Consider the following 278-nt stretch of genomic DNA (forward strand, 5'->3'; position numbering starts at 1 on the left):
TGGACTGGCTCCACCCCGACGGCGACTTCAGCGACGCCGAACGCGCCCGCCGCCGCGCCATCACCCTGGGCCGACAAGACGCCGACGGCATGTCAGCGCTGAGCGGCCTGCTCACCCCGGAATTGCGGGCCGCCCTCGAGGCCGTGCTGGCCAAGCTCGCCGCCCCCGGCGCCTGCAACCCCGACGACCAGACTCCCATCGTCGACGCCACACCCGACGACGCGGCGGTACGCCGCGACACCCGCAGCCCCGCCCAACGCAACCACGACGGATTGCTG

The 278-nt window shown here is 73.7% G+C and carries 1 protein-coding gene; it reads left to right on the top strand.

What is annotated here, in order from left to right; genetic code table 11:
* A partial coding sequence (locus tag SKC42_RS27570) for a DUF222 domain-containing protein (RefSeq protein WP_330967384.1) occupies nucleotides 1-278 on the top strand: 278 nt, incomplete at both ends.

The organism is Mycobacterium sp. 050134, from assembly GCF_036409085.1.
Taxonomy (GTDB): domain Bacteria; phylum Actinomycetota; class Actinomycetes; order Mycobacteriales; family Mycobacteriaceae; genus Mycobacterium.